22 protein-coding genes are annotated in these 25,803 nt (G+C 39.5%); 11 read left to right on the forward strand and 11 right to left on the reverse strand.

What is annotated here, in order from left to right:
* Positions 1 to 333 precede the first annotated feature (333 nt).
* Both IQ237_RS10670 and IQ237_RS10675 read left to right on the forward strand, forming a co-directional pair.
* Complete coding sequence (locus tag IQ237_RS10670; RefSeq protein ID WP_194054876.1) at positions 334 to 894, forward strand: hypothetical protein; 561 nt, start codon at positions 334 to 336, stop codon at positions 892 to 894.
* Between the two features lie 76 nt (positions 895 to 970).
* Positions 971 to 1,732 (forward strand): energy-coupling factor ABC transporter ATP-binding protein, encoded by a 762-nt coding sequence (locus IQ237_RS10675; RefSeq protein ID WP_194054884.1) that lies wholly within the window; start codon positions 971 to 973, stop codon positions 1,730 to 1,732.
* An 83-nt stretch (positions 1,733 to 1,815) separates the two neighbouring features.
* Here the strand turns inward: IQ237_RS10675 and IQ237_RS10680 are convergent, their stop codons facing one another.
* Positions 1,816 to 2,586 carry a response regulator transcription factor gene (locus tag IQ237_RS10680; protein ID WP_194054887.1) on the reverse strand — a complete coding sequence of 257 codons (771 nt, stop codon included), beginning with the start codon at positions 2,584 to 2,586 and terminating at the stop codon, positions 1,816 to 1,818.
* Between the two features lie 475 nt (positions 2,587 to 3,061).
* On the opposite strand from IQ237_RS10680, the gene IQ237_RS10685 reads away from it, so the two are divergent.
* Entirely contained in the window at positions 3,062 to 3,316 is a 255-nt protein-coding gene (locus tag IQ237_RS10685; protein WP_096570112.1) for a DUF6761 family protein, read from the forward strand.
* A gap of 422 nt (positions 3,317 to 3,738) precedes the next feature.
* Here IQ237_RS10685 and IQ237_RS10690 read toward each other — a convergent pair whose 3' ends face one another.
* Together IQ237_RS10690 and IQ237_RS10695 are read right to left on the reverse strand one after the other, a co-directional pair.
* Positions 3,739 to 5,301, reverse strand: a complete 1,563-nt coding sequence (locus tag IQ237_RS10690; RefSeq protein WP_194054889.1) for an NAD(P)H-quinone oxidoreductase subunit N — start codon at positions 5,299 to 5,301, stop codon at positions 3,739 to 3,741.
* Between the two features lie 258 nt (positions 5,302 to 5,559).
* Positions 5,560 to 5,817, reverse strand: coding sequence for an RNA-binding protein (locus IQ237_RS10695; protein ID WP_194054891.1), 258 nt, complete (start codon positions 5,815 to 5,817; stop codon positions 5,560 to 5,562).
* 505 nt (positions 5,818 to 6,322) lie between these two features.
* On the opposite strand from IQ237_RS10695, the gene topA reads away from it, so the two are divergent.
* The 5 genes from topA to IQ237_RS10720 all read left to right on the forward strand — a co-directional run bounded on the left by topA (position 6,323) and on the right by IQ237_RS10720 (position 13,512).
* A complete protein-coding gene (gene topA / locus IQ237_RS10700; RefSeq protein ID WP_194054893.1) occupies positions 6,323 to 8,998 on the forward strand; it encodes a type I DNA topoisomerase in 2,676 nt (891 codons plus the stop codon).
* A 225-nt stretch (positions 8,999 to 9,223) separates the two neighbouring features.
* Positions 9,224 to 9,361 (forward strand): hypothetical protein, encoded by a 138-nt coding sequence (locus IQ237_RS10705; protein WP_187040763.1) that lies wholly within the window; start codon positions 9,224 to 9,226, stop codon positions 9,359 to 9,361.
* Positions 9,339 to 9,836 carry a type II 3-dehydroquinate dehydratase gene (gene aroQ / locus IQ237_RS10710; RefSeq protein WP_194054895.1) on the forward strand — a complete coding sequence of 166 codons (498 nt, stop codon included), beginning with the start codon at positions 9,339 to 9,341 and terminating at the stop codon, positions 9,834 to 9,836. Before IQ237_RS10705 ends, aroQ begins: the two co-directional genes overlap by 23 nt.
* A 68-nt stretch (positions 9,837 to 9,904) precedes the next feature.
* Entirely contained in the window at positions 9,905 to 10,819 is a 915-nt protein-coding gene (locus IQ237_RS10715; protein WP_194054897.1) for an ADP-ribosylglycohydrolase family protein, read from the forward strand.
* Positions 10,820 to 10,860: 41 nt separating this feature from the next.
* Positions 10,861 to 13,512, forward strand: coding sequence for an HD family phosphohydrolase (locus tag IQ237_RS10720; RefSeq protein ID WP_194054899.1), 2,652 nt, complete (start codon positions 10,861 to 10,863; stop codon positions 13,510 to 13,512).
* Here the strand turns inward: IQ237_RS10720 and IQ237_RS26905 are convergent.
* A complete protein-coding gene (locus tag IQ237_RS26905; RefSeq protein ID WP_309225752.1) occupies positions 13,496 to 13,669 on the reverse strand; it encodes a hypothetical protein in 174 nt (57 codons plus the stop codon). The genes IQ237_RS10720 and IQ237_RS26905 overlap by 17 nt on opposite strands.
* A 298-nt stretch (positions 13,670 to 13,967) precedes the next feature.
* Here IQ237_RS26905 and IQ237_RS10725 point away from each other — a divergent pair, with 298 nt between their 5' ends.
* Both IQ237_RS10725 and IQ237_RS10730 read left to right on the forward strand, forming a co-directional pair.
* Positions 13,968 to 15,134: a hypothetical protein gene (locus IQ237_RS10725; RefSeq protein WP_194054953.1), complete on the forward strand. Its 1,167-nt coding sequence runs from the start codon at positions 13,968 to 13,970 to the stop codon at positions 15,132 to 15,134.
* 321 nt (positions 15,135 to 15,455) lie between these two features.
* Positions 15,456 to 16,838 (forward strand): aldehyde dehydrogenase, encoded by a 1,383-nt coding sequence (locus tag IQ237_RS10730; protein WP_194054901.1) that lies wholly within the window; start codon positions 15,456 to 15,458, stop codon positions 16,836 to 16,838.
* Positions 16,839 to 16,952: 114 nt separating this feature from the next.
* Here the strand turns inward: IQ237_RS10730 and IQ237_RS10735 are convergent, their stop codons facing one another.
* The 3 genes from IQ237_RS10735 to IQ237_RS10745 all read right to left on the reverse strand — a co-directional run bounded on the left by IQ237_RS10735 (position 16,953) and on the right by IQ237_RS10745 (position 18,609).
* On the reverse strand, positions 16,953 to 17,540 hold the full coding sequence (locus tag IQ237_RS10735) for a sulfite oxidase-like oxidoreductase (RefSeq protein WP_194054903.1): 588 nt from the start codon (positions 17,538 to 17,540) through the stop codon (positions 16,953 to 16,955).
* A 247-nt stretch (positions 17,541 to 17,787) separates the two neighbouring features.
* Positions 17,788 to 17,958 carry a 50S ribosomal protein L32 gene (gene rpmF, locus IQ237_RS10740; protein ID WP_194054905.1) on the reverse strand — a complete coding sequence of 57 codons (171 nt, stop codon included), beginning with the start codon at positions 17,956 to 17,958 and terminating at the stop codon, positions 17,788 to 17,790.
* A 171-nt stretch (positions 17,959 to 18,129) separates the two neighbouring features.
* The gene (locus tag IQ237_RS10745) at positions 18,130 to 18,609 is read right to left on the reverse strand and encodes a hypothetical protein (protein WP_194054907.1); all 480 of its coding nucleotides are present in this window, start codon (positions 18,607 to 18,609) and stop codon (positions 18,130 to 18,132) included.
* 123 nt (positions 18,610 to 18,732) lie between these two features.
* Here IQ237_RS10745 and IQ237_RS10750 point away from each other — a divergent pair, with 123 nt between their 5' ends.
* Positions 18,733 to 20,613, forward strand: a complete 1,881-nt coding sequence (locus tag IQ237_RS10750) for a caspase family protein (RefSeq protein WP_194054955.1) — start codon at positions 18,733 to 18,735, stop codon at positions 20,611 to 20,613.
* 125 nt (positions 20,614 to 20,738) lie between these two features.
* Here IQ237_RS10750 and IQ237_RS10755 read toward each other — a convergent pair whose 3' ends face one another.
* From IQ237_RS10755 to IQ237_RS10770, 4 genes are all read right to left on the reverse strand, one after another.
* Positions 20,739 to 21,119 (reverse strand): Mo-dependent nitrogenase C-terminal domain-containing protein, encoded by a 381-nt coding sequence (locus IQ237_RS10755; RefSeq protein ID WP_194054909.1) that lies wholly within the window; start codon positions 21,117 to 21,119, stop codon positions 20,739 to 20,741.
* Between the two features lie 531 nt (positions 21,120 to 21,650).
* The gene (locus tag IQ237_RS10760; protein WP_194054911.1) at positions 21,651 to 23,423 is read right to left on the reverse strand and encodes a ribonuclease J; all 1,773 of its coding nucleotides are present in this window, start codon (positions 23,421 to 23,423) and stop codon (positions 21,651 to 21,653) included.
* Between the two features lie 304 nt (positions 23,424 to 23,727).
* The gene (gene dapA, locus IQ237_RS10765) at positions 23,728 to 24,612 is read right to left on the reverse strand and encodes a 4-hydroxy-tetrahydrodipicolinate synthase (RefSeq protein WP_194054913.1); all 885 of its coding nucleotides are present in this window, start codon (positions 24,610 to 24,612) and stop codon (positions 23,728 to 23,730) included.
* A gap of 83 nt (positions 24,613 to 24,695) precedes the next feature.
* The gene (locus tag IQ237_RS10770) at positions 24,696 to 25,721 is read right to left on the reverse strand and encodes an aspartate-semialdehyde dehydrogenase (protein WP_194054923.1); all 1,026 of its coding nucleotides are present in this window, start codon (positions 25,719 to 25,721) and stop codon (positions 24,696 to 24,698) included.
* Positions 25,722 to 25,803: the final 82 nt, after the last annotated feature.

Here is a 25,803-nt window from a genome sequence, read left to right on the forward strand (position 1 = left end):
TTCTGAAAATCGAACTTTCCTAAAAATCGCAACTTCCCAAAAACCGAACTTCTGAAAATCCCAACTTCCCAAAAACCGAACTTCCTAAAAACTGCACCTTCAAAAAATCGAACTTCTGAAAATCTGAACTTCCTAAAAACTGCACCTTCAAAAAATCGAACTTCTGAAAATCTGAACTTCCTAAAATCTGCACCTTCAAAAAATCGAACTTCTGAAAATCTGAACTTCCCAAAAATCAAACTTCTGAAAAATCGCAACTTCTGAACTTCTGACTCCTGACTTCTGACTCCTAAATGCTGTATAATAAAAAAGAAATGCTATGAAAATCGAACAATGACAACCAACTTACCCAACAATACAACCACCACCTTTCGTCTTTCTCCCCTGATTAGAATTACATTGTTAACATTATATATAGCGTTAACAGTTCCCCTACCATTTTTAGCAGAAGTGACAAAAGCACCCACACCACCGACATTATTATGGGTAGGAATTGTGATAGGTTTTGTGGGATTATATGCAGTATTAACCGAAAGAGTAACTGTAAATGATCAGGAAATAAAAGTTAGTTACCCTGTATGGGTTTCTTCCTTCTTTCGTAAAGGTTGGTCTCTATCTTGGTCCGATATTAAAAGTTTAAAACCCCGCAGCACCGGTCAAGGAGGTTTAGTTTATTATTTCCTCAGTCACGATGGAAAAGCATATTTATTACCTATGCGTGTTGCTGGTTTTAACCGTTTGGTGAATTTTGTCCAAGCAAAAACAGGTATTGATACTACCGATGTTCGTCCTTTATCTCAACCTTGGATGTATATGATTTTATTTTTTTGTACTATCTTATTATTATTAGTAGATGCTTGGACTATTAATACAGCATTAGTCATTGGTCATTAGTCATTAGTCATTAGTTAATTTTTCCCAATTACCCATTATCAATTATCAATTGTCAATTATCAATTATGAATCACCTATGCTCAAATTAGAGCAAATTAATCTATCTACAAAACTCAAAAGTCAAGCTAGGAACAATTTACCAGGATATCCAATTTTACAGGATATTTCCTTTGAAGTTTTTAGTGGCGATCGCATGACAATTATCGGCCATTCCGGTGCTGGTAAAACTTCCCTCCTGCGACTCCTCAACCGCTTAACCGAACCCACCAGTGGTAAAATTTATCTGGAAAATCAGGAATATCACCAAATTCCCATTATCCAGCTACGTCAACAAGTAACATTAGTACACCAAGAAACTAAACTTTTGGGGATGACAGTTGGGGAAGCCATAGCTTATCCTTTAGTTTTGCGAAAGTGGCCGCAGCAGCAAATTCAGGAAAAAGTCAGTTATTGGAGAGAACAACTGCAAATTCCTGAAAATTGGTTAGGACGTACCGAAGTACAACTTTCAGCAGGTCAAAAACAATTAGTTGCGATCGCCCGTGCTTTAGTCATCCAACCCCAAATTTTACTGCTAGATGAGCCTTTTTCCGCCCTAGACCCCGCACAAACTTCTCTTTTGTCAAACCACCTGAACCAACCAGTTCAAGACCCTTCCCAACCCCTTAAAACCGTGATATTGATGGTAAATAATCAACTTGACATTGCCCAAGAATTTAGCAACCGTGTATTGCATCTTCAGCAAGGTCAAATTTTAGCGAACTTACCAACATCACAAGTCAACTGGGAAGACCTAAAAACCAACTTGATAGCAGCACAAAATCAAGATGATTGGTAATGGGTAATGGGTAATGGGTAATGGGTAATGGGTAATGGGTAAGAATAAACTGTCACCTGTCACCTGTCACCTGTCACCTCATCCTAAGTGCTTTGAGTTGCAAGGGTAGAACGCGGATTGGTAAATCTCTCTTTCGTTAACTTAGGTTGTGCAAGTGGAACAGTAGCGTTTAAAATTTCCATGTTAAATCTGTAGCCAACATTACGGATGGTTTGGATTAAACTGGGTTGACGCGGATCAAGTTCCACCTTTTTCCGCAATGATAAAACGTGAGTATCAATAGTCCGGGGATTATCAATAGCATCTGGCCAAGCACGACGCAGTAACTCCGATCTACTCAAAGGTACTCCACCCGCCTGGGCTAAAACATAAAGTAAACTAAATTCCTGGGGTGTTAAATCAATAAATTCACCTTGAAAACGGACTCGGCGCTGTACTAAATCAATTTGTAAACTGCCATAATCCAAATAAGCTGGTGCAGTTGGTATGCGTTTACGGCGAATTAGTGCTTCTACCCGCGCCAAAAATTCCTGCATTCCAAAAGGTTTGCTTAAATAATCATCTGCTCCCGCTTTTAAACCAGCGACAATATCCGCTTCATTATTGCGAGCAGATAACATGAGAATTAAAGGCTGATCCTGACGATTTAACCAACGGCAAAATTCGATACCGTCACCATCTGATAAATCCGCATCGAGAATAACCAAGGTTGGCTGATGGCTTAAAAACACTTCCCTTGCTTGATAAATACTGGCGGCTTGATGTACTCTGTATTCCAGTTGTTGCAAGTGCCAACCCAGCAACGACCTCAGATGGGGATTCCCCTCAACAATTTCAATACAAACCGATCCCACAGTTGCAAGACCCCTTAGCGTCGATGATTTTCAAATTAACAATCTCAGGCTCAAGGTTTTGTAGTTTTTGTTACTTCAGTTGATATTATCTTTACATTTGCTCAAAGAAAACCTTGCAAGAAATTTAGATAAATTTAATTTTGGACGTGGTTATAAAGATCCTGTTTATGCTTATGTCTGAGAATTAACCAAAATTTTGTTGGCTTGACCATCCAACTTAAAAAGTATAGTAAACTAGAAAAACAAACCTTAAAAATCTATCTATTGAGTGAGAGGCTAAGTTACAAGGACAGTTTTAGATAAAAATCCTATCATCAAATTTTGTAAATAGGATTTGTTCATGCTTACAGCTTTGGGGGGTCTGACCCAACGTCTAAATATTAACTTTGGGTTAATACTAAAGAAGGAAGTCATACTTCTCTTTCAAGCGTGAATCATATACAATTCTCATTTTTTAGAGATTAACACGGCAGTTATGCTCCAGGACACACAAACCATTCGCTATTACCAAAAACTGACTGACGCCTTCGTCGAGTTATGGAATCGCGGTTATCGTATGGATGATATGCGGATGTATTTGGATGGATTTTTAGCCGCACTGCGACAAAGTAACGCTATAGAACCCTATCTGATTCACCGTTTAGAGGAAGAAGCAAACCGTTACTTATACGATGGCTCAAACTTTGCAATGGTGCAACCAGAACCAGAGCGACAGCACGGGTATTACTAAACCACCCTAGCAGGTTTTTAGTTAATTACCTACATTACCGTCGCTGATCATAGCATAATTTTTGCCTTGGTCAACAGTATCCGATGGTATGATATTTGTTGTAAATAATTTATTGACTGTATTAAAAAAGTTTATCCCCTTGGCATGATGAGGCTAAGGGGATTTTTGGTAAGAGGCAGGGGGTAGGGGTTCCTCACAGGGGTAGGTTTTTAATAATCCTTTACCTATAAAGTTTTCAGATTTATTCAGCAAGCCCTACCTAAAACCTTATATTGGATATCTCTGAAATTGAAGAATTAGAACCAAAAGCGAGTTAATTTTTATAATTTTTTTGTCAGAAAATTAAACAATCATAATTCTGAACTTCTGAACTCCTTAAAAAAATGGGCAATGAGTTAATCACCCATCACCCATTAATCAATCTACAATTTCTCTGCTGCCTCAGTAACAATTACGCTTGCTTGTGTACTCGCAACTTTTGCTGCTTGCAAAATCGGAGTATTAGCAACAGAATTATTAGCCAAAGTAAACAGCGGATTTGACAAAATACCGGAGATAGTTGTAGCAATTAAAGTTACTATCAACCCAACTTGTAAAGGTCTAAAACCTGGTAAGTTCCAACGTACTTGAGGATAATTCTTCACTACGTCAGACATTTCTTGTGGTTCTTTGACTACCATCATTTTCACTACACGAATGTAGTAATAAATGGAAACAACGCTAGTCACTAAACCTAGCAATACTAACCAATAAAGGCCAGCTTGCCAACCTGCCCAAAATAAGTAAATCTTCCCAAAAAACCCTGCTAATGGGGGAATACCACCCAAGGATAAGAGAGAAATACTTAAACCTAGTGTAAGCAATGGGTCTTTTTGATATAAACCTGAATATTCAGCAATTTGATCTGTACCTGTCCGCAGGGAGAAGAGAATGATACAGGTAAAACCGCACAGGTTCATGAACAGGTAAACGAGCAAGTAAAAAATAATACTGGAATAACCTGCATCTGTACCAGCGATTAAGCCAATCATCACAAAGCCAGCTTGGGCAATAGATGAATAAGCTAACATCCGTTTCATACTGGTTTGAGCGAGGGCAACCACGTTACCCAAAATCATACTCAAGACTGCCAGGGCGGTGAAAACAAATCTCCACTCGTCTGCAACGACGGGGAAAACTACCGTTAATAACCGGATAGCTAAAGCAAAACCTGCGGCTTTAGAACCGACGGATAGAAAAGCGATTACAGGGGTGGGAGCGCCTTCATAAACGTCTGGTGTCCATTGGTGGAAGGGTGCAGCGGAGATTTTGAAACCCACACCAGCAATAACGAAAACAAGAGCAATGACTAAACCTAGAGATTGACCTACATTGGCTGTAGCGATACCGTTGGCGATCGCACTTAGTTCCGTTTGTCCACCAGATAAACCATATAACAATGATACACCGTATAAAAATACGGCTGTGCTGGAAGCTCCAATTAACAGGTATTTCAGCGCCGCTTCATTAGAACGGGGGTCACGTTTAGTATAACCTGTTAACAAATAAGAGGAAATACTCAGGGTTTCTAGGGAGATGAAAATCATCACCAACTCACTAGCACCAGAGACAAACATTCCTCCCAAGGTAGCTGTTAATAAAATAGCGATAAATTCCGCTAAAGCCGTACCACTTTGCTCTACATAGCGAATAGACATCAAGACGGTGACAGCGGCAGATAGAGCAATGATACCGCGAAAGATAATACTGAGGTCATCACTATTAAAACCACCAGTAAAACCGATAGGATTGGTAGAATCCCATTGAAAGTATAGGGCGACAATCGCCGCGAATAAACCAGCGATCGCCAGATATCCGATCCAGCGAGAAGATGTGCGCCCCAATATCAAATCCACAATCAAAACCCCCAAGAGGGTGAGAATCACAATTCCCTCTGGTAGAATAGTTCCCGCATTCAACTGGGATGCAATATTAGCAAAATCCATGAGATGTATAGGTTTTGGTGATTAGAGATTAAGGCTAACTGAGTTCATTCTATCTATAGTTCTTCACCAAAATTGCATTTATCAATTGATAATTGACAATTGACAATTAACAATTGTTTCATTCCAGGTTTAAAACCTCTCCCCTTCCCGGGTAAAAAAAGAAAAAAAATGTCAGTCCTAACCCATAAAAACAAACAGTCCAGTAATCTACTGAACTGCCAAAATTGTGATAGATATAGAACTGTTAACTGTTAACTGTTAATAGCCTTGTGAGTCTTTTGGTCGAGCCTTATTAACTTTCATTACACGCCCCATCCATTCAGCACCGTCTAAAGCTTGAATAGCTGCTTCTTCCTCAGCAGCGGTTTCCATTTCCACAAAACCAAAACCTCGAACACGACCAGTTTCCCGATCTTTAGGTAACTGAACTCGTTTAACAGCACCGTATTCAGCAAATACTTTAGTCAGGTCTTCTTCTTTGACGCTGTAGGATAAGTTCCCTACGTAGATTGACATGAAAATCTCCAGAATCCATTGATGCAGAGATGTTGATCCGTCGAGCCGCTTGAAATTATTACTAACAACAAGCACCGTATCGTCGAACTTACTTCTCTAATTCTTCCCTATGCTAACATATTTGCCAGATAGGCAAGGCAAAATCTGGCTATTGTCGTTATTTATGATGAAATATGGTAAATATCACAAGCACTTATGATAATCAATAAAGTTTGTAACAGACTGGGGCTTTTAAAACTTCAACGGTGAATTGATGGTACTGATTCGCCAATTATGCCTCAGATAAGTTAAAGATGGAAATACCAGGTAATTGATTTTTGGCAGTTGCTTGTTTAAATCTCCAAAGCAGCACTGCACCTGAAGTTGAGAGCAATTTCCCCCTTTTGGGGCAATTTGTGTCAGGATAAAATCACTGCTTAGGCGTGATATTTGATCTTGACATTTCGCCAAAATTATCTCAACTTGACTGTTTAGCTTCACAGCTATTCTTTTTTTTGAAATTTCCATGTCAACTCTCGTCATTGTCGAATCTCCAACCAAAGCTCGCACCATTCGCAACTACCTGCCAAAAGACTATCAGGTAGAAGCTTCAATGGGTCATGTGCGCGACCTACCCCAGTCAGCTAGTGAAATTCCTGCTGCTGTCAAAGGGGAAAAATGGGCGCAGCTTGGGGTAAATATAGAAGCCGACTTTGAACCGGTGTATGTTGTCCCCAAAGATAAAAAGAAAGTTGTCACCCAGTTAAAAGATGCCCTCAAAAATGCCGATGAATTAATATTGGCAACTGACGAAGACCGGGAAGGCGAAAGCATCAGTTGGCACTTATACCAATTGCTGAAACCCAAAGTGCCGACAAAGCGCATGGTGTTTCATGAAATTACCCAGGACGCGATTAAAAAAGCTTTAAAACAATGCCGCGAAATTGATGAACAAGTAGTTCGCGCCCAAGAAACCAGACGCATTTTAGATCGACTGGTCGGATATACCCTATCACCTTTGCTGTGGAAAAAAATCGCTTGGGGACTTTCTGCAGGTCGAGTGCAGTCTGTGGCGGTGCGGTTGTTGGTAAATAAGGAACGTCAACGCCGAGCTTTTCATGAAGGTAGTTATTGGGATTTAAAAGCCAGTCTCTTACATGAAAAAACATCATTTAGCGCCCAGTTAATTGCCCTGGGAGGCACGAAAATTGCCACAGGTAGCGATTTTGACCCCGCAACCGGACAAATAGCCGCTGGGCGGAATGTGGTGTTGTTAAATGAGGAGCAAGCTTTAGCACTTCAGGAGCGTTTGCAGGGCAAAACCTGGACTGTGGCCGATATGGAAGAACGTCCAGTAACTCGCAAACCAGCACCACCCTTTACTACTTCGACGCTACAACAAGAATCTAACCGTAAACTGCGGCTGTCAGCACGGGATACTATGCGAATTGCTCAAAATTTGTACGAGCAAGGGTATATTACCTATATGCGGACAGATTCCGTGCATTTGTCAGATCAGGCGATCGCCGCTGCTCGCAGTTGTGTAGAACAAAAGTACGGTAAAGAATATCTCAGTCCCCAACCCCGACAATACACTACCAAATCTAAAGGCGCACAAGAAGCACACGAAGCCATCCGCCCTGCTGGTAGCACTTTCCGCACTCCCCAAGAAACTGGTTTAAGCGGACGAGAATTTGCAGTTTATGATTTAATTTGGAAGCGTACAGTAGCTTCACAAATGGCTGACTCTCGCCAAACCCAAATTACTGTACAATTGCAAGTTGAAGATGCGGGTTTTCGTTCCTCTGGTAAGCGGATAGATTTTCCTGGATATCTCCGTGCCTACGTGGAAGGGTCCGATGATCCAGAAGCCGCATTAGAAGACCAAGAAGTAATTTTACCAGCCCTGAAAGTTGGCGATCATCCTACCTGTGCAGAACTAGAAGCAATAGGACATGAAACCCAACCCCCCGCTAGATATACTGAAGCAAGTTTGGTAAAAACCTTAGAAAGTGAAGGTATTGGTCGTCCTAGTACCTACGCCAGCATTATTGGTACAATCATCGACAAAGGTTATGCTCAGTTGGTGAACAATGCTTTAATTCCTACTTTTACCGCCTTTGCTGTCACCGACTTACTAGAAAAACATTTCCCTGATATTGTAGATCCAGGCTTTACCTCAAAAATGGAGCAAACCCTGGATGATATTGCTACAGGTGAAGCTCAATGGCTACCCTATCTCCAGAAATTTTATCTCGGAGAACAAGGTTTAGAAACCTTGGTGAAAGAACAGGAAAATCAAATTGATCCCACTAAAGCCAAAACAGTAGAATTAGAAAACTTAGATGCTAAAGTTCGCATTGGTAAATTTGGACCTTACATAGAAGTAGAAAATGGTGATGGAGTGGTGACAGCTTCCATTCCTAAAGACCTCACACCCGCTGATTTAGATCCCAAACAGGTAGAAGTCCTACTCAGACAAAAAACAGTAGGACCTGATCAAGTGGGACGACATCCCGAAACAGGTGAACCAATTTATGTAAAGATTGGCACTTATGGACCTTATGTACAGTTGGGAGACAAAACCGAGGAAAACCCCAAACCTAAACAAGCTTCCCTCCCCAAAGGAGTCACACCAGAAAATCTGACTTTAGAGATGGCTGTGGGTTTGTTGGCACTTCCCCGACTCTTGGGTGAACATCCACAAACAGGAGCAAAAATTAAAGCTAGTTTAGGAAGATTTGGACCTTATGTAGTTCATGATCAGGGTAAAGAAGGTAAAGACTACCGTTCTTTAAAAGCAACTGATGATGTATTGACAATTTCCCTGGAACGTGCATTGGAGTTATTCGCAGAACCAAAAAAGGGGCGCAGTTCTAGCAGCAGTAAATCTAAAGCCGCTTTAAGAGAATTGGGTACACATCCCGATGATGATGCACCTGTAAATATTTACGAAGGTCCTTATGGTCATTATATTAAGCACGGCAAAACTAATGTGGGTCTACCGGAAGGCAAGACAGTAGAAAATATTACACTGTCAGATGCATTAGAATTGCTGCAAGCTAAAGCATCTACTAAATCTACACGTAAAACCACTAGCAAAACCACCAGTAAAACCAGTAAAACAACTACTTCTAAAACTAAGGCAACTACTACGAAATCATCTACCAGTAGCAGCAAGAAAAAAGAAGCATCAAATTAGGGATGAGGGAGATGGGAAATTACGAAATTTTACCTCTTACCCATTCCCTGATCATTGTGATAATCTAATAAGTAAGGAAGGACACAAAACCAAATTTTCACTTGGTTTAAGTCTGGAAACACAGGAATCTATCAACTTGATAAGAAACAAAAAAAGCTACAAATAGCCAGTTTCTATGATCCTGTTAGTTAAATTTGAGGTAGTATCTCAGGAGCGTTCAGTTAAATGGACTATATAGATAAGGTACTGGAAAAGCTGAAAGAATTAGCGCGGAAGCTAGTTGAAGCGTTACTAGGTCCCGAAGCTGAACCCGAACCGGAACTAATTCCGATTCCTGTGAATGAACGCTCCCGTCGTCGCTAATGACCTGAAGATATTGGAGTTAACTTTGCTGCCTTTAAGTATTTTAGTTCTGCACGGTCCAAACCTCAATTTGTTAGGACAACGAGAACCGGGTATTTACGGTTCTCTCACCCTAGAGGAAATTAACCGCCTATTAGCAGCAGAAGCCCAGAAATTAGAGGCGAAAGTTACGCCTTTGCAGTCAAATCATGAAGGTGTTTTGATAGATACGATTCATCGGGCATTAGGACAACACGAGGGAATTATAATTAATGCCGGGGCATATACCCATACCAGTGTAGCTTTACGAGATGCGATCGCTGCTGTAAACTTACCAACAGTAGAGGTACATCTAAGCAACATTTACCGCCGAGAGGATTTTCGTCATCATTCTTACATTGCCACAGTGGTAATTGGCCAAATTAGTGGCTTTGGTGTCCAAAGTTATTTGTTAGGTTTACAGGCATTGGTGAATCATTTAAGACTCAACAATTAACAGGAGTTAGAAGCGGAATTTCTTTTTTCTCTTCCCAATCACCAATCACCAGTCACCAATCACCAATTATGCGTTATTCTCTCGTAAATCGGGTTAGAGGTATTTTCCTGGGAGCATTGTTAGGAGAAATTTTAGCTACTCAGAATGTTAGTGATTTAGGGGAAATTGCGATTCTGGGTAGTAAAAGTTTAATTAAATTGGGTAAATTAGATGGAGAAGACTGGTTAAAGTGTTACAAACAAGCATCCTTGGATGTAGGAGATACTGATCATGCTTGGGGAAAAATAATTTTAGCCACCTTGCCAGTAGCGATTTTTTTCCACGAAGATCCTGTTAAACTCAAATATAATCTATGGCAGTTATTACAAATTTGGGATGCTAACCCAGTAGTGATAGATGCAGCTTTTGTTTTAGGATATGCGATCGCCAAATCTCTCACAGAAACACTTGATCCTTTCACCCTCATTCCCGAAACGATTGATTTTGTGGGAGAAAGTAAAACATCAATACCACAAAAATTATTAAAAGTAAATAATTTATTAGAGCAAGGCGCAGGATTAGCACAAGCGCAAACTGAATTCAGTAAGCAAGACAAATTCAGTAACAATATTGCCTTAGCCTTTTACTGTTTTTTGAGTACCTTAGAAGATTTCCGATTGACAGTTTTGCGAGATAAGAACAATTTAAGAGAGCAAAACTCTTGGTTTTGTGCTTTGACAGGAGCTTTATCAGGGGCATATAACAGCATAGAGGGGATTCCTATTAATTGGCAAGTTGTATTATCAGCCTTTAATCAGCCAGTATGGGGAATGAGTAGCGGTTCTGTGATGCTAGAATTAGCTGATGAACTTGTAGCAGTCTGGTCAGGTGCGTATAATATTAGTCTAAATATCCAGGAATTGACAAAAGAAGGATGTAAGATCAATTGGGAATTAGTTCCACTTTCCGTTTTTGCAGCACCTCGTGTAATTCGCCCGCGTTGAAAAATCAAAAGTAAAAGGTATTTGTCAAAAAATCACTCACAATGAAAACGCAGCGATTTTTGCAGTCCTTGGCCAAGCAATTGAGACAATGGCGGCGACAGTACAAAGTGTTATGCCGGAAAAGAAAGTGGCTTGGTTCGGTGAGCAGTTCCCAAAATCAAAGCCGTCATCAAAAACTTTTCAAGACCATTATCAAAAATATACTGCTGTATTTATTACCTACCAGTGAGGAAGGTGGACATCTACAAGGTAGAAAAGCTCCTCAATCAACACCAAAATCCTGGAAACGTAATCATGGTATTTATGCCGTTGTTTTCAACTGGGTACATCAACAGCGTTATACGGTGATTTTAGTCATTGCTGTAGTATCTTTAACAGGTGTGATAGGTCATGAATTATACAACCAGCCCCAGATGAAAATCGGGACTTTTGCACCACAAACATTTATTGCTCCCTATTCTGCCAGTATTGAAGACCGAGAACAAACAGAAACTGAACGCAAAGCAGCACAGGAAAAATCTCACCCTGTATTGATGATCAATACCCAGAAAAATGAGCAAATTAAAGAAAATTTGCGCCAACTGCTGGAAGATGGGGATGAAATTCGTGATATTACTGAACCTTTTCCTTTTTTCGATGTTTCTATCTTGCCTATTCCTACCCAGCAATATCTTCGTTCTTGTTTAGAATCGGAATGGGAACAGCTAAAACAAGCTTTAGAAAAGCATCAAAAAGAAAATAAGTCAATGTCTAAGTTGAGGACAGCAGACAGACATCAATTTTCTCGGTCTGTGCCTAGTCCTGGATCAACATTATCAACAAATACAACTACTAAGGAAAGCAAGACTAGCAAAAATAATTTTGACCAGACATTAGCAGAACTAAAAGCTTACAGTGTCACTAACTCAGAAAAAAATCTGTCTTTACTGGTTGCCCAAATATCTCAAGTGAGAGAAAAATATGGTCAAGCTATTGCTAAATTATTACAGATGGAGGCGGAACGCAAAAAACCAGTATATGGGGAAACTGGGTTTTTGGATCTGTCAGATGACGACTGGAAAATAACAAAAACGGGAATCGAACAAAGTGCAGAAAGGATACTTGCTCAAGGTATAGCTCCAGGATTACCCCCCAGTATTTTACAGGATGCAGTGAGTCTACAAGTACAAATTTCTGTACCAGGTGAAGCTGAATCCTTAGCCACTAAAGTATTATTGGCTGTATTAGGATCAAATCTGCAAACAGATGCAGAAAAAACCCAACAACAGGCACAACTTGCAGCAGAGCAAGTTCCATCTGTGATCAAAAAGGTGCGACGAGGAGAAGTGATTGTCAAGAAAGGTGAAAAGATTACACAATGGACATTTGATGTCCTGGATTATTATCACCTGAATCGCCGCGAAGTGAATTGGCTGGGTTTGATGGGTTTAGCCGGTTTGGTGAGTGCGGCTATAGGTGTTTTTGTTTGGGTAGAAAGGCGGGTTGGCAGTCATTTGCGAGCCAGCGATCGCCTGTTAATATTACTGCTGACTCTGAGTATTCCTAGTGTCTTGGCAATTGATGTGCCTTATACTACCTGGATAGCCATAGGTTTATTGCTAGGAAGCTTTTACGGCGGTGCTTTGGGAGTGACAGTTGTGGGTTTGTTGTCGCTGATACTACCAATCAGCATAGAAATTAGTAAAATTGGTCTGGTAGCTGGTGCTTCAGGGGGAATTTTAAGCAGTTATTTAGCTCAAAGGTTCAAATCCCGCGAAGAATTGGCATTATTAGGTATAGTTATTGCTTTAACTCAAGGTAGTATTTATTTAATCCTGAATTTACTGGCTGGTGCTGCATTCGTTTCTGCTTGGTATACGGTTCTGCAAGATGCGCTGTTATTTGGTTTATCTGGTTTGGCTTGGAGTATTATCGCCTTGGGTTTAAGTCCGTATTTGGAGAAATTGTTTGATTTAATTACACCTATCCGCTTGGCAGAACTGGCTAACCCTAACCGTTCTTTGTTAAAGCGTCTAGCTACGGAAACTCCGGGAACGTTTCAACATACTTTATTTGTGGCCACTTTGGCGGAAACTGCGGCAAAAAAACTACGCTGTAATGTTGAATTGGTCAGGGCTGGTACATTATACCATGATATTGGCAAAATGCACGACCCTTTAGGATTTATTGAAAATCAAATGGGTGGACCCAATAAACATGAGACAGAAATTAAAGATCCTTGGCAAAGTGCAGCAATTATTAAAAAGCACGTAACTGAGGGTTTAATGATGGCGAAAAAGCATAGTTTACCGACAGCGATTCAAGCTTTTATTCCTGAACATCAAGGAACAATGGCGATCGCCTATTTTTATCACCAAGCTCAACAAATGGCTAAAGATGACCCTAATATTATAGTAGATAAAGCCGATTTTTGCTATGATGGACCAATTCCTCAATCTAGAGAAACAGGAATTGTCATGTTAGCAGATTCCTGTGAAGCTGCATTAAGAAGTCTCAAAGATGCGACACCAGAACAAGCATTAAATATGTTGAATAATATTATTCGTGGTAAATGGCAAGAAGGGCAATTAGTAGATTCTGGTTTGACTAGAGAGGAAATGTCAAAAATTGCCTTAATCTTTGTGGAAGTTTGGCAACAATTTCATCATAAACGGATTGCATATCCTAAGTCAAAAGCTAGTAATGATAATTGATAATTGATAATTGATAATTGATAATGGGTAATTGGTAATTGGTAATGGGTAATTGGTAATTGGTAATGGGTAATTGGTAATGGGTAATGGGTAATTGGTAATTGGTAATGGGTAATTGATAATTGGTAATTGATAATTGGTAATTGGTATTAAAAATCTATCAAAAGAAAGACATAAAAAATAAAAAAAATAGATAATTCCTTATCAAAAGAAAGATGCAGAAATAATGCGTCAGAGGTTGAAATAAAGATATATAGCAGGTGACAGGTAACAGGTGACAGGTGACAGGTGACAGGTGAAAAAGTTGAAAGTATGTTTTTGTCTATTTTTTAGTATTTCGAGAGATGGGAAAGAAATTTTCAAACCTCCTCCTGACTCCTGACTCCTGACTCCTATCCCCTAATGAAAAGACTTTCTCAGCAAACCCTAAGTATTGACGTGGAATGAATAATCATATGGCATTTTTATCTATTGATGAACTCAAAATATTAGTAGAAAATCCCCAATCTCCATCTGTATCTATATATATGCCTACGCAAAAAGCAGGGGCAGAAATTCGCCAAAATCCCATTCGTTTCAAAAATTTAATGCGGGAAGCGGAAGAAAGGTTAGAAGCAATGGGGATAAGACATACTGAAGTTCTTGATTTTCTGCAACCTGCTAGAGAATTAGACAGAGGTGATTTTTGGGAACACCAAAATCAAGGATTAGTAATTTTTATTTCCCAAAACTTATTTCGCTACTATTGTTTACCAATGGAATTTCCAGAATTAGTTGTAGTTGATGAACAATTGCACCTCAAACCTTTACTGCATTTTATTAACAATGATGGAAAATTTTATGTTTTGGCTTTGAGTCAAAAAGATGTAAAATTGTTTGCAGGTACAGGGCATAGTTTGAAAGAAGTGGAAGTAGAAAATATGCCACATCGTCTAGAAGAAACTCTTCTAGAAGACGAGTTACAAAAAGGTGTTCAGCACAGAATTGGTACACCCAGAGGAAGAACTTCTGCTGCTCAACATCCAGGTTCATTTCATGGACAAGGTAGCCCTGATAGAGAGAAACATGAAGATGATATTTTACAATTTTTTTACGCTGTTGATGAAGCATTACATGAAAAATTAAAAGATGAAAAAGCGCCATTAGTGTTAGCAGGAGTAGAATATTTATTCCCGATTTACCAAGCTGCAAATACCTATCCCTATTTGTTAGACGAAAGCATTAATGGCAATCCAGAACTTCTCAATTTACAACAATTACATGATGAAGCTTGGCGAATTGTTGCACCTTCATTTCAACAAGATAAAAAAGCAGCCATAGAACTTTATGAACAATTAGCTGGTGAAGAAACGGGAAAAGCTGTGAGTGATATTAAAGAAATTATTCCGGCGGCTTTTTATCACCGAGTTGATTCTTTATTAGTATCTATAGATGAGCAGAAATGGGGAAAATTTGATCCTGAAAATACGACTGTGGATTTGCACACAGAACCAGAACCAGATGATCAAGATATGTTAGATTTTGCGGCTGTGCATACACTTGTAAATGGTGGTCGAGTTTACACTTTAAAATCTGAAGAAATGCCAAATGGGGCAAAAGTGGCGGCAATTTTGAGATATTAAAGTAGGCATACTAAGTAATTCAACCTTAGAAAAGGTAATACTCAGATCCCCGACTTCTTTAAGAAGTTGGGGATCTATATTGTTTATCGGTACAAATACAGGTAATCTAAGAAAGGTTAAATTTACCCTGATAGCTATCCTATGACAGCAAAATCTCCGCGCACAGGCAAAATAACCGCAGCCACACCAAAAACTCTCTGAAACTCTCTTTCCTTTGTGTACTTTGCGTTCTTTGCGGTTCAATAATATGAAGCTATGGTATAATTTTCTATTATTATATAAAAACCAACTTACACATTTTAGATAATCCCGATAATTACCATGATAAACGAATATTCAATTAGAGAAATCATCAAACAACAACGTGAATATTTTGCTACCAATCAAACTAAAGAAATTGATTTTCGGAGGCAACAACTTGTCATCCTCAAGCAATTGATAATTGATTATGAAACAGCAATTATTCAAGCATTACAAGCGGACTTACATAAACCAGAATTAGAAGCTGTTACTGGCGAAATTATTTTAGCAATTAAAGAAATTGAATTTGCGATCAAGAACCTGAAAAAATGGACTAAACCCAAAAAAGTAGGAGTTCCTTGGCAACTATTACCAGCTTCAGCCAAAATTCAACCAGAACCCTTGGGAATAGTGTTAATTATTGGGGCGTGGAATTATCCTTTTCAATTAGTAATTGTACCTTTAATTGGTGCGATCGCTGCGGGAAATTGTGCCATTCTCAAACCTTCAGAAATTGCCACCCATACCTCTAAACTCATAGCTGAACTGATTCCTAAATATTTTCCTGAAGAATATATTGCTGTAGTGGAAGGAGGTATAGAAACCAGTCAAAAACTACTCACAGAAAAATTCGATCATATCTTTTTTACAGGTAGCACTCATGTAGGGAAAATAATCATGGTTGCTGCTGCCAAAAATCTCACACCCGTAACATTAGAATTAGGGGGTAAAAATCCCTGTATCGTCGATGTTGATATTCATTTAGAACATACAGCCAGACGAATTATTTGGGGTAAATTTATCAATGCTGGACAAACTTGTATTGCTCCCAATTATATCTTAGTGAATCAAAAAATCAAAGATAAATTATTAGTGAATTTAGAAAAATGCCTCAAAGAATTTTATGGTGATCATCCAGAAACCAGCCCAGATTATGCTAGAATAATTAATCAAACTAACTTTGAAAGATTGGTTAATTTATTGCAAGATGGTGAAATTCTCATTGGTGGAGAAACCAAAGCAAGTGAATTATATATTGCTCCCACAATTATTAATAATGTTTCCTTTACAGATCCGATCATGCAGGAAGAAATTTTTGGACCTATCCTGCCAATAATTGAATATACAGGCATTGAAGAAGCTATCACTTGGATTAATTCTCAACCAAAACCCTTAACTTTATACTTATTTTCTCAAAACAAAAACCTACAACAGAAAATTTTACAAACAACTTCATCTGGTGCAGTTTGTCTGAATGAAACAGTCATTCATTGTAGCGTACCATCTTTACCATTTGGAGGTGTAGGTAATAGTGGGATTGGTAGTTATCATGGTAAAGCTAGTTTTGACACTTTTTCCCATTACAAGAGTGTTCTTAAAAATCCCTTTTGGTTAGATATAAAATTAAGATACGCTCCCTACAAAGGCAAGTTGTCAATATTAAAGCAACTTTTAAAATTCTGAACTATAGCAGAAGTCACTCAATTTTGGATTTTGGATTTTGGATTTTGGATTGTTTTTGTCAACTCCAATCTAAAATCTAAAATCTAAAATCTAAAATTGTATCCCCAGTCACCCCTAATTACTATACCTTTCTTGCGCCCAAGGTTCACCGCGACGGTGATAACCGGTTTGTTCCCAAAAACCTAATTCTTCATGTTCTAAAAAATCTAAACCATTGATCCACTTTGCACTTTTCCAAGCATAAAGATGGGGAACAACTAGCCGCATCGGTCCACCATGTTCTGCGGGTAATGGTTCATCAAATAATTTAATAGCAAAGAAATTTTCTTCTCTGACAAAATCTTGAATACTAATATTTGTGGTATAACCACCATAACAATGTTCCATAATATGAGCAGCTTTGGGATCTACTTCCAGCAAACTCATAAAATCTGTCACCTTAATCCCAGTCCATTTAACATCAAGTTTTGTCCAATGGGTGACACAATGGAAATCGGCTGTAAATTCATATTGGGGTAATGCTAGAAAATCTGACCATTTAAACACAGTCGGTTTTACCAAACCCCAAACGCGAAACTCCCATTCCTCAATACTGACTTGGGGAGTTGCACCATAAGTTAAAACCGGAAAACCTTTAGCTAAATGTTGGCCAGGAGGAACTTTTGCACTTTCTTCTGGACTTGGTTTCTGAAAAAATTTCATTAGTTTATATCACTGACAAAAAATGAAGATGATAGATGGAAAGCACAAAAGCTTACATAGCAAGGCTTTTACAATCTAAAATCTAAAATCCAAAATCTAAAATCCAAAATCCAAAATGGTATTCCCTCCTGGAAACATCCGCTATTAACGCGCAGCGTCTAGCGGGTAGTAGTTGATGCTATCAGCAAAGCAAAGAAAAAGCACTCCCATAACTGCGCGGTTAGTGCTTTTCCTGAGCAAGAGATGATTACTCTTCTTCTTCTTCTTCAGCAGTGGGATAGACGAAATTAGAACGTCCAGACAAAATAGATTTGCCCAAAGAAAGAGCTTTTTGAGCTTCAACAGCAGCCTTATGTCTCCAAGTAGCGCGGCGCTTGTCTCGTTTAGATTTGGATGTTTTCTTCTTAGGAACAGCCATGATAGCGGATATCGTGATTCTTGACAACCTTTTTATTCTAAGCGATCAGTTGACAATTTTCGCCTTTCTCAAAAACAAAGGGGATTGGTGACAGGTGACAGGTGACAGGTGACAGTGAAGAAGTATTTTTCTTCCCCTGCTTCCCCAGCCTCCCCATCACCCCACACACTATTATTGTTTTGGTTGAGCAGCATCATCTGTGGTTGGTTGATCAAAAAATAGCAGCGATCGCGCTGTTTTGAAGTAAGTCGCCCACCGTTGGGGATCAGGCCGTTGTCTCCATTGGATACGACTGACATCTAACGCCAAAACTGGGGCGATCATTCCCTGATTTTGTGCCGTGACAATGATAGAAACTTCTGTAACTAAAATATCCTGGTCAAAACTGCGTTGAGCCGCAGCCCTAGCTACCATTTCTGCCCTTCGTAAAACCGTTTCGTAGGTTTCCTCTGGTAAACGATCAATAGCTAAGTCAACTCTAGCGGTGTAAGCTTGCACAATTTGGGGGGTGATCGCCTCCGTAGCTAACCAGAGAGGAAAAGCCAGTAAAAGCCAACATCCAGCTTGAATGATCCGGATTTTCCTGCCAAATTGGCCAATAAATGAAAAGGGGATGATTGATGATGGTGACAAGCTGTAAATCCTGTTCATAAACTTGAGCTACTTCTGAAGTATGACAGAGCATTTTAATCTAATGCTTTGCTGGTATTTTCCGATATCTTAACGTCATAAGAACTACTTTCAACAAGTAAACAAAAACCGACAATGAGCGGGATGGCAAATTACTGGGCGATCGCTATTGGCATCAATCAATATGAGTTATTTCAACCTTTAAGTTGCGCTCAAAACGATGCGGAGGCACTAAAGGATTTTTTGGTGACAGAAGTAGGTTTTTTACCCCAAAATTGCCTACTGATGACAAATACTTCACCACCGATAGAGGAAAGATCCTCTTACCCAATCCAAGACAATATTGTAGTTTTATTGGAGGAATTAGCAGCAAAATCTTGGCAACCAGAGGACTATCTATGGTTTTTCTTCAGTGGTTATGGTGTCAACTATAACGACAAAGATTATTTAATGCCCGCTGATGGAAATCCCGAACAAGTGTTAGAAACTGGCATAGCTGTGAAACAACTGATGCAAAGTTTCCATGCTGCCAAGTTGAATGTATTACTAATATTTGATATTAACCGCGCCTTTGGTACACAAGCTGATGCTCCCGTAGGTCAAGAAATTATTGACACCGCCAAAGAACTGCAAATTTCTGTCATGCTTTCTTGTCAACCAGAGCAATTTTCCCACGAAATTAGCGAACTAGGTCACGGCTTATTTACAGCAGCATTATTAGAAGCTTTATTTTCTGGTAAAGGTAGCAGTTTAACAGATTTAGACACCTATCTGAGTTATCTCACCCCAGAACTATGTCAACATCATTGGCGGCCTATTCAAAATCCTGTCACTTTCATCCCTGACAGTCCGCCAGTCATGATTCCCATCTTGACATTAGATGATGATTCCCAAACCGAGCCACTGATTTTTCCTGAAGAAAACTTTGCCGTTGCTACCTCCTCAGTGACACAGAAAGAGTCTAAAAATTCCACTACAGAAAAAGCTTGGTTGACAGAAAATAAAACTGTAGAAACTACCCTCAACAAAACTTCTTCACAGTTAGATCAGTCTACAAATTCAGAGGAATCTGTTACTAATTCAACTGTAGATACTAATCAAATCTTGGCAACTTCCCCAGAATTAAACACCGGATCTAGATTTATTCCCGCTGCTGCTAAAGACTACGCTAAACCTGCTATTCAGTCAGAAACCCCCATTTGGAAACAATTTATTTTGTGGGGGGGCAGTAGCATGACTATGGTCGCTTTAATTACAACTTTTGTTCTTCGCAATCAGGCGAGTTTTCGCTTCCATAAATTATCAGCATCCCTAAATAATACTACTAATAACCAGGAATTTTCCCAGAATTTACCTCCTATTCCTGCTAAGGTGGAAACAATTCAATCACCCGCAAATTCTGTAGTTTCCAATTTTGATTCCCAACAGCGTAATCAAGCAATTTTGGAACTAGAGAAAATGTCTCTGAGTCCGAATAAACCTAGTGATTTGAGTCAAGCGATCGCCTCTGCTCAAAAAATTCCACCCGGTGAATCGCTTGATCAAAAAGCACAAAAAAATATTCAGGTTTGGAGTCAAATGATTTTAGATTTAGCCCAGGAAAAGGCTAACAAGAGAGAATATATTGATGCTATAGCTACTGCGGAATTAATTAATAAAAATACAGCCTTTTATCCCCAAGCAAAAACATTAATTACAAAATGGAAATTAGAAGCCAAGCAGTATTTAAGTAATCAAACTTTGTTGGATGCTGCTAAGGCTTTAATTCTACCAGGACAAGCTTCTACTTATAACCGAGCGATTGAAGTAGCAAAAAAAGTACCACCAGGACAACCAGGGTTTGAAATTGCCCAAACATCTATTAATCAATGGAGTGAACAAATTTTAGAATTAGCTAAAAACCGCGCTGCACAAGGAGATTTTAACACTGCCATTGCAACTGCTACTTTAGTTCCTAAGCAAACCATCGCTTATGAAGACGCTCAGGATGCGATTGAAAAATGGCGCAGTCAGTATACTAGGTGATTGGTGATTCTATTTTGGATTTTGGATTTTGGATTTTGGATTGTATTTCATGAATCAAATCTAAAATCTAAAATCTAAAATCTAAAATTCTCCTGATTCCTGACTCCTGACTCCTGTTGCATGACTTAACAATATTGTGAAATATCTTCGCCACATTCATCAGCTAGATAGCACAGGGCGCGAAATCTTAAACCTACAACTTCTTCATATAAAGGATTGAGTTTACACATTGGGGGAATGTGAAACAAGACTTTCCCAAATAATTTAACATCACGTTCAAAAGGACATTGAGGCGGAATTAATCTACACACCCGATGAGCAAATTGGCGATCGTCTACTTTAAAAGTATCCAACCAATTTCGCAAAGGACGCAGAAAATCCCAACCTGAATGACTATGAAGAGGTTGTAAATGACTTACTTGAGTCTGGTGAACAGTATGTGTTGGATGGAGTGATATCCAACTTACGAAAAAAATTTTTTTTGTTGTACCTTCAGATGCCTTCATGGTTACTCATCTCTTTTTATGAGGGTATTCACCTTACTGATGAATATACAATATGACAATTACTCTGCCCGGGAGAATAGTATTTTGACGTAAATTCCGGAAAAAGTGCGGGTAGCTACTGAAAATCAGAATCTGTGTATTACTACGTCAAGTTAAACTCAATTTCCTTAAAATGTCTACTCAACTTAGCCAATCTTTTTCATAACTTGACTTGACACATTTTAAATTTTAATGAAGACCTCTATCTTTGGACGGGTTCGGCTGTAACTATTACAAAACTTAACATAACTATCAATTATTCCGCAAGCCCTAAGTAGGGTTTGCTGAAAAAGTTATCTGTGAGAGGCCAGGAGTATGGCTAACGCCACGCTTACTTCGACTGCGCATAAGCATTTACTTATTATGTAATGTTGCTATTTTTATTTTAGCTATTTTCCCATTTCAATAGATATTGATTTACTGAAACTAAGAAAAAACGCAAAGATGTTCAATAACACCTTTGCGCCTTTGCGTCTTTGCGTGAGCTAACTCTTAAGAAGCCACAGCAGTAGAACGAGTCCGCCGTCTTCTACCATCAGAAACCTTTACAGCAGGTTCAGGCGGATTTTCAGGAACTTGCAACAACAAAGTTACAGAAGCCTGACATTGTAACTCTCGACGTAGAGAACGGGCTAACTCCTTCTCTAAAGTGCCTTGTAAACCGCCCCAGTCTATATCATTAGGTTCATTTCCCGTCACAAACTCAGACCAACGAACCCGCAAAATTTCCTCAATGCGTTGCTGTACCCATTTCAATAACAGCGATCGCTCAATACTTGTCACCACACCCCGCAGGTGAATTTCTGGTCTAGCCAACAGTTTACCATTCCAATCAACAGCAGCCGCAATAGTCGCCAGTCCTTCAGAAGCCATAGTTTGCCGTTCTTGCAACACTTTGGCACTTACCATTCCAGAACTCGTTGTATCCACCAGTTCAATACCCGAAGGTACTTTAGCAGCGACACGGATAGATTCTTCTGTGAGTTCTATCACATCTCCATTCTGAATAATCACCATATTTTCTTTGGGAATGCCCATACTTTGAGCAGTTTCCGAGTGCTTCACCAACATCCGATGTTCACCATGAACAGGGACAAAGAATTTAGGACGAGTTAAAGCCAGCATGAGTTTTTGTTCTTCTTGACAACCGTGGCCAGAAACGTGAACGCCCTTATCCCGTCCATAGACCACATGAGCGCCTTGGATCATCAATTTATCAATGGTGTTTACCACCGCAATGGTATTACCAGGAATGGGGTTAGCGGAGAAAACAACTGTATCTCCTTCCCTAATTTTAATATGGGGGTGTTCTTTGTTAGCAATGCGAGTCATGGCCGCCATTGTCTCACCCTGAGAACCTGTTGTTAAAATCAGTACGTTCTCATCCGGTAAACCCCGGACAGTATGCAAGGGTTGAAATAGGCTATCTTCACATTTGATATAACCTAAATTCCGGGCATGGGCAATCAAATTTAGCATTGAACGTCCCACAACTGTCACTACTCGGTTGTGTTTCTTGGCCAGTTGCAACACTATATTGATCCGATGCACACTGGAAGCAAAGGTAGTAACAAATAAACGCCCTTTAGCTTGGGAGAATACCCGGTCAAGGTTAGGATAAACTGAACGTTCAGAAGGTGTAAATCCTGGTACTTCTGAGTTGGTGGAATCACTTAACAAGCAAAGTACACCTTTTTCACCATGTTCCGCTAGGCGCTGTAAATCAAACTTTTCGCCATCCACAGGGGTATGGTCAATTTTAAAGTCCCCAGTATGGATAACTACACCTAATGGAGTATGAATAGCAACAGTAAAACTATCAGCGATAGAGTGGGTGTTGCGGATGTATTCGACAAAAAAGGCTTTGCCAATTCTGACTACATCACGGGGAAGAACAGTTCTTAGCTCTGTGCGATCGCGCACTCCTGCTTCTTCCAATTTCCCCTCTAACATGGCCATTGCTAATCTTGGTCCATAAATTACGGGGATGTCAAATTGTTTCAGGTGAAAAGCAATACCACCAATATGGTCTTCATGACCGTGAGTAACGATCATGCCTTTGATTTTATGGCGATTTTCCCGTAAATAAGTTGTATCAGGTAGTACAATATTTACTCCGTGCATGGCCTCGGTGGGAAAAGCCAAACCTGCATCTAAGAGGACAATTTCATCCTCGTATTCAAAAACACAGGTATTTTTTCCTATTTCATGTAAACCGCCCAATGGAATAATTTTCAGGGCTGAGTTAGCTTCGTTTCTAGCCATTTTCTCCTGTATCTTGTGTGAGTTGTTAATCAGTTGATAGTTAGCGTTCTTGTATGAAAGACAACATCAAATGTCTATATAATTCAATGTCAAAACAGCCAATTTCGACTTCTGATATTCAATCAATTTGGTATTGAATAAATAAAAGCAATTAACCCTGTTCCTGTAGCTTCTTATCAAAAAAGATTCTTATATCGTTCAGTTGTAGCACAGATGTTTAAATTGCAACCTAGCAGCAATTGTTACTTTTTATTTATAAGTATCTGGGAAACCAGCATCTGGCTAGTATCCAACATATTGGCGCTCAGATTAAGCCGAGTTGATGCAACACGTCCTCTAACTTCTGACAGATTTCTGAGTCAGCTTCGCACAGCGGTGGACGAACTGAACCAACTTCCCAACCTTGAAGTTTTAATGCTTGTTTAACAGGAATGGGATTTGTTGTTAAAAATAAACTTTTAAACAACGGAAATAGTTGTAGATGAATATCAGTAGCAATTTGAATTTTGCCCACATTAAAGGACTCTATCATCTGTTTTAGTTGATTACCTACCAGATGAGAAGCCACACTTACCACACCTCTAGCCCCAACCGCTAACAGAGGCAAGGTTAAAGAATCATCTCCAGCGTAAATCTGAAATTCCTGTGGTGTCAAGCGGCGAATTTCACTAGCTTGATCTAAGTTACCACTGGCTTCTTTAATTCCCACAATGTTGTCGATTTGTGCTAATTGTACAACTGTTTCTGGACTCAGGTTTTGACCAGTTCTACCTGGGATATTATATAACAACATCGGTAAATCGGGACAGGCTTGGGCTATAGCCTGAAAGTGTTTGTATAGTCCCGCTTGGGGTGGTTTGTTGTAATAAGGTACAACTTGTAAAGAACCATGTACTCCTATTCTAGCTGCTTTTTCGGTTGCTGCGATCGCTTCTTTGGTAGAATTTGAACCACACCCAGCAATTACTTTTGCTTTCCCTGCTACAGCTTGCAGCACTTCCACAAACAGTTGATACTCTTCATCCCAGCTTAACGTGGGAGATTCACCTGTTGTTCCACATATCACTAATGTATCTGTACCATTGTCAACTAAATTTGCTGCTAATTTTCCAGCTACTTCATAGTTAACACTACCATCTGCTTTAAACGGCGTGATCATTGCCGTTATCACTGTACCAAAATCTACCACCCGTTTTTTACTCCTGATTTGTCATTAGTTATTAGTTATTAGTCATTAGTCATTAGTCATTTTACCCAATCACCAATCACCAATCACCAATTCTGAAGTAGGTTTTTTTCTACTAATAATTCGGCGATTTGTACCGCATTTAAAGCCGCACCTTTACGGATTTGATCGCCACATAACCATAATTCTAAGCCACAAGGATGAGAAATGTCTTGTCTAATTCTGCCGACTAAAACCTCATCTTTACCACTAGCTTCTATGGGCATGGGAAAATAATTTTTATGCCAATCTTCCACCAATTTAACACCAGGCGCATTGCTTAAAATTGCTCTTGCTTCATCTGGACTAAAAGGCGTTTCAAACTCTAGGTTAATTGCTTCGGAATGGGCGCGGAGTACGGGAACCCGTACACAAGTGGCAGTGATTCTGATGTCTTGATTACCAAATATTTTCCGCGTTTCGTTGACCATTTTTAGTTCTTCCTCACAATATCCTATATCAGTCATTGGGGAATTATGGGGAAATAAATTAAACGCCAGCGGATAAGGTAACACTTCAGCTACTGGTTGTTGTCCTTGTAATATAGCACTGGATTGAATTTTTACTTCTTCCATTGCTTTTGCACCAGCGCCACTAGCTGATTGATAAGTTGACGCTACAATCCTTTTTACTGGTTTTACTTGATGCAGTGGCCAAACTGCCAAGGTCATTAAAATGGTAGTGCAGTTAGGATTGGCGATAATGCCTTTATGTTGGGCTGCGGCTTGAGGATTCACCTCTGGAACTATCAAAGGTACATCCGGGTTCATACGGAAGGCGCTAGAGTTATCTATTACCACTGCTCCTTTGTCTACAGCTACCCCAGCCCAAGTTTTAGATGTTCCACCGCCAGCACTAGCTAAGACGATATCAACATTATCAAAAGAGCGATCGCTGACTGCCTCAATGACAATATTTTCGCCTTTAAATTGGAGTGTCTTTCCCGCACTGCGTTCTGATGCTAACAATTTTAAATCAGCCAGGGGGAAATTTCGACTTTCTAGTAATTCCAGCAACTCTGTACCTACAGCACCAGTTGCACCCAAAATAGCTACACGATAGGATTTAGACAAATTCGACTCCTCCTTTAAGAGGTTACTAGGGTTACTCACTTTTTTTTTCTAAAACTCAAAATATCTATAAACTGGCAATATT

The sequence above is a fragment of the Sphaerospermopsis sp. LEGE 08334 genome, from assembly GCF_015207205.1.
Lineage (GTDB): Bacteria > Cyanobacteriota > Cyanobacteriia > Cyanobacteriales > Nostocaceae > Sphaerospermopsis.